4 protein-coding genes are annotated in these 4,251 nt (G+C 69.6%); 2 read left to right on the top strand and 2 right to left on the bottom strand.

Annotation, left to right across the window (positions count from 1 at the left end):
- The coding region (locus PHQ87_RS14655; protein WP_366524487.1) for a biotin/lipoyl-binding protein at positions 1-665 on the bottom strand (665 nt) is incomplete at its 3' end.
- 135 nt (positions 666-800) lie between these two features.
- Between PHQ87_RS14655 and PHQ87_RS14660 the strand changes: the two genes are divergently transcribed.
- Both PHQ87_RS14660 and PHQ87_RS14665 read left to right on the top strand, forming a co-directional pair.
- Positions 801-2,273 (top strand): pitrilysin family protein, encoded by a 1,473-nt coding sequence (locus PHQ87_RS14660; RefSeq protein ID WP_300235927.1) that lies wholly within the window; start codon positions 801-803, stop codon positions 2,271-2,273.
- A gap of 98 nt (positions 2,274-2,371) precedes the next feature.
- Positions 2,372-3,661, top strand: coding sequence for a pitrilysin family protein (locus PHQ87_RS14665; RefSeq protein WP_300235930.1), 1,290 nt, complete (start codon positions 2,372-2,374; stop codon positions 3,659-3,661).
- Between the two features lie 138 nt (positions 3,662-3,799).
- Here PHQ87_RS14665 and PHQ87_RS14670 read toward each other — a convergent pair.
- The coding region (locus PHQ87_RS14670) for a hypothetical protein (protein WP_300235933.1) at positions 3,800-4,251 on the bottom strand (452 nt) is incomplete at its 5' end.

Genomic DNA, 4,251 nt, shown 5'->3' on the forward strand with positions numbered 1-4,251 from the left:
ATGCGGGCGGTCTCGAGGTTGGCTCGGGCCACCGCCACATCCGCGCTAGCCTGTGCCACGGCGGCTTGGCTTTCATCGTTGGCCTGCGCGCTGATGGCGTCGATCTTGACCAGTTCCGCGTTGCGGCTGGCGTTGGCCTGCAGGGTCTTGAGCGAGGTTTCGGCACGTGCCAGAGCGGCCGCCGCGCTGGCTTCGGTGGCCCGCAGCGAGGCGTCGTCGATCTGGTAGAGCGGCTGCCCCGGCCGCACCAGATCGCCTTCGTTGAACAGGCGCTTGTGGAGGATGCCCGAGATCTGCGGCCGCACCTCGGCGCTCTGGAAGGCCCGTGTGCGCCCCGGCAGGATGGTGTCCAGCTCCTGCCGCTGGGGGGTCACGGTGACAAAGCCCACCTTGGGCAGCGCAGCCTCTGGCTTGGGCGCGGGGGCGTCATCCTTGCCGCAGGCGGCCAGCAGACCCAGCGCCAGCACGCCGGTCAGCGCTTTGACGGCGGCGGCCCCCCGCCAGCGGGAGGGGTCTGGATGGTGGTGGTCGGTGGTGGTGGTGGGCGTGGGCGTCGGGAGCGCGGTGGAGGGAGCCGGGGCAACGCAGGAGCAGAACAGCATCGTGGTGGGCGTGGTGTGTTTCTCGTCGTAGGGGCAGGGCCGCCGTGCGGGGCCGACGCGCAAGATAGCAATGATGCCATCACTGACCAAATGTTGCGGCCGGTTGCCATTGTGCGGGCACTTTGTATCTGGTGTGTGAAGGGCGCGCGCCGGCCTCCGCCAGGGAACCAAGCACCGACTGGGGTATCTTCTGACCCTATGATCCAACGATTGACCCATGGCCGCTGGCGCCGACCGGCGTGCCTTCCGAACCTGCTGCGCCTGCTGCTGGGTGTGTGCGTGCTGTCGCTGGCTGCGCTGGCGACCGCCGCGACCCCCGACGAGGGCGTACCGCGCCAGTTCACGCTGTCCAATGGCATGACGCTGATCGTCAAACCCGACCGCCGGGCGCCGACGGCCGTGCACATGCTGTGGGTGCGGGTGGGTGCCATGGACGAGGTGGATGGCACCTCGGGCGTGGCACATGTGCTGGAGCACATGATGTTCAAGGGTACGCCCAGCGTGCCGCCGGGCGAGTTCTCGCGCCGCGTGGCAGCCCTGGGCGGAAGCGAGAACGCCTTCACCTCGCGCGACATGACGGCCTACCACCAACAGGTGCCGGTGGGGCACCTGGAGGCCGTCATGCGGCTGGAGGCCGACCGGTTCGAGAACAACACTTGGGACGACGAGGAGTTCCGCCGCGAAATCGAGGTCATCAAGGAGGAGCGCCGCCAGCGCACCGAGGAGTCGCCGCGCGCGCGCATGTTCGAGCAGATGAACGCCACGATGTTCGTCGCCAGCCCCTACCGGCGCCCCATCATCGGCTGGATGAGCGACCTGGAAGCGATGACGCCCGACGATGCCCGGGCCTTTTACCGCCAGTGGTATGTGCCGGCCAACGCCGCGGTCGTGGTCGTGGGCGACGTGGATGTCGAGCAGGTGCGGGGCCTGGCCGAATCCGTCTACGGTCGCATTCCGGCCCGGTCGGTGCCGCCGCGCAAACCCCGTGCAGAACCTCCGCAGCAGGGGCCCAAGCGGCTGGAATACCGCGCCGCCGCCGAGCAGGCGCTGGTGGCACTGGCCTGGCACATGCCCAAGCTGGAAAAGCTGGACGGACAGGACCAGGACAGCATCGACGCGCTGGCGCTGACGCTGCTGGCGGCGGTGCTCGACGGCTATCCCGGCGCCCGGCTGGAGCGCTCGCTGGTCAAGGGCACCGGCGCCGATGGCCGTCGCATCGCCGACAGTGCGGGGGCCTCGTACGGGCTGATGGGCCGGGGGCCGCAGGTGTTCTGGCTGACGGCGGTGCCGGCGCCCGGTGTCACGCCCGAGGCGGCCGCCGATGCCCTTCGGGGCGAGGTGGCACGCATTGCACGGGAAGGCGTGGGCGAGGCCGAATTGCGCCGGGTGCTGGTGCAATGGACGGCTGGCGAGGTCTACAAGCTCGACTCGCTGTTCAACCAGGCCCGGGAGCTGGGCAGCCAGTGGGTCAATGGCACGGGGGTGGACACGTCCGAGCGCCTGATGCAGCGTCTGCGCGAGGTGACGCCGGCGCAGATCCAGTCGGTGGCCGTGCGCCTGTTCGGTGACGAGCGCCTGACGACGGCGGTGCTGGTGCCTGACGCAGGCAAGCGCGACACCGCACAGGGCAAGACGAAGGCGATGGTCCCGTCGCGCCACGGATCCGAATGACCGAACGAGAACGAAAGTTGCGGATGCTGACCCTCATTCCTTTTTTTGCGCGTCGGCTGGTATCGGGCCGGACGGCTCGCGCGCTGGTGGCTTGCCTGATGCTGGTCGCAGGCCACGCCGCGCACGCGGCCATTCCCATCCAGCACTGGCAGCATGCCAGCGGTGCCAAGGTCTATCTGGTGGAAAGCCCGGTCATCCCCATGCTCGATGTCCAGATCGATGTCGATGGCGGCAGCCGGCGTGATCCGGCGGGCCAGGCAGGACTCGCGTCGGCCACGGCGGACATGCTGTCGGCAGGCACGCTGGCGCATGAAGGCCAGTCGGCACTGGATGAACACCAGCTCGCCGAGGCCTGGACCGACCTGGGTGCCTCGTTCGGCGCCGAGGTGTCGGGTGAACGCTTCACGCTGAGCCTGCGCACGCTGACCGAACCCGCCCTGCTGCGGCAGGCGGTGGCCCTGGCCGCGCGGCAGATGGCGGTGCCGGCCTGGCCTGGCCCGGTCTGGCAGCGCGACCGCGAACGCTGGGCGCAGGCCTTGCGCGAGGCCGACATGCGGCCCGGCACGCATGCCGACCGCGCCTTCGGACAGGCAGTCTACGGCGACCACCCCCTGGGCAGGCCGACCACGCCGGAAACGCTCGCCGCCTTCGGCGTTGACGACATGCGCGCTTTCTACCGGCAGCATGTGGCAGCCTGCCGCGCCAACGTGACCCTGGTGGGGGCCATCAACCGGCAGACGGCCGACGACATCGTGGGCCGTCTGATATCAGCCATTGCGCCAAATGGCTGTCCCCGGCTGGCACCGGTGCCGGCCGTGGAGCCGCTGCAGGCCGCCGTCGAGCAGCGAATGCCCTTTGATGCCGCGCAGGCGCAGGTGCTCATTGGCCAGCCGGGTATCGCTCGCAGCGACCCCGACTACTTCCCGCTGTTTGTCGGCAACTACATCCTGGGCGGCGGTGGCTTCGTTTCGCGCCTGATGACCGAGGTACGGGAAAAGCGCGGCCTGACCTATGGCGTGTACAGCACCTTCATGCCCGGATTGCAGCCGGGGCCGTTCCAGATCGGCCTGACCACGCGGCCCGATCAGGCCGCACAGGCGGTCGCTCTGGTGCGCGAGGTGGTGGCCCGGTTTGTGGCCGAGGGACCGACCGAGGACGAGCTGCGTGCCGCCAAGGACTACCTCGTCAACAGTTTTGCCCTGCGCATCGACAGCAACCGCAAGCTGTTGGGCAATGTGGCCAACATCGCCTGGAACGGTCTGCCGCTGGATTACCTGGACACCTGGACGGATCAGGTCAAGGCGGTGACGACGGCCGACATCCGGCGCGCGTTCGGGCGCGTGCTGCAGCCGGAGCACCTGGTGACGGTGGTGGTGGGCGGTCGATAAGGTCTCCCCCTGCGCCGTGGCGCCGCTCGGTGCCGCCGGCTTGGGAAATTTCCAGCGCGTTGGCTGGGCTGGTTTCTTGGGAGCTTGGGGCCGGGTCGCCTTTGGCCTTTGTGGTGTGTCCCTCGCAGGGGGAGGGGCTCAGGCGCTGGCGTCCAGCGAGATGGTGTGGCCGGGCGGGACCATGTGGGGTGGTTCGAAGTCGGCGATGACGAAGAGCCGGTCCTGGCTGTGTGCGGCGTCTGCCAGCAGCTCGGTCACACAGCGCACGGACGGGCCGTCCAGGGCGGCGAAGGGCTGGTCGATCAGCACCACGGGGGCCATGCTGGCGATGGCGGCGGCGATCCAGGCCTTGCGGCGGCTGCCGGTCGAGAGCATGTGGAAGGTCTTGTGCCGGTGTGCGTCGAGCGAGAGCGCTGCGACCAGTTCCTGCAGCAGGGCGCGGTCGGCTCCCGGGAAACGGCGTGGCAGATCGGCCAGGTAGTGATCCAGCACCACGGCCTCGAAGGCGTCGGTGCGCGGGTCGGTCCAGGCGACCGCGGCGGCCAGTGCCCGGGGTGCCGCCGGCCGGCCATGGAGCTCGATGCGGCCGC

Origin of the sequence: Hydrogenophaga sp. (assembly GCF_028698005.1) — a bacterium.
Classification (GTDB): domain Bacteria; phylum Pseudomonadota; class Gammaproteobacteria; order Burkholderiales; family Burkholderiaceae_C; genus Hydrogenophaga.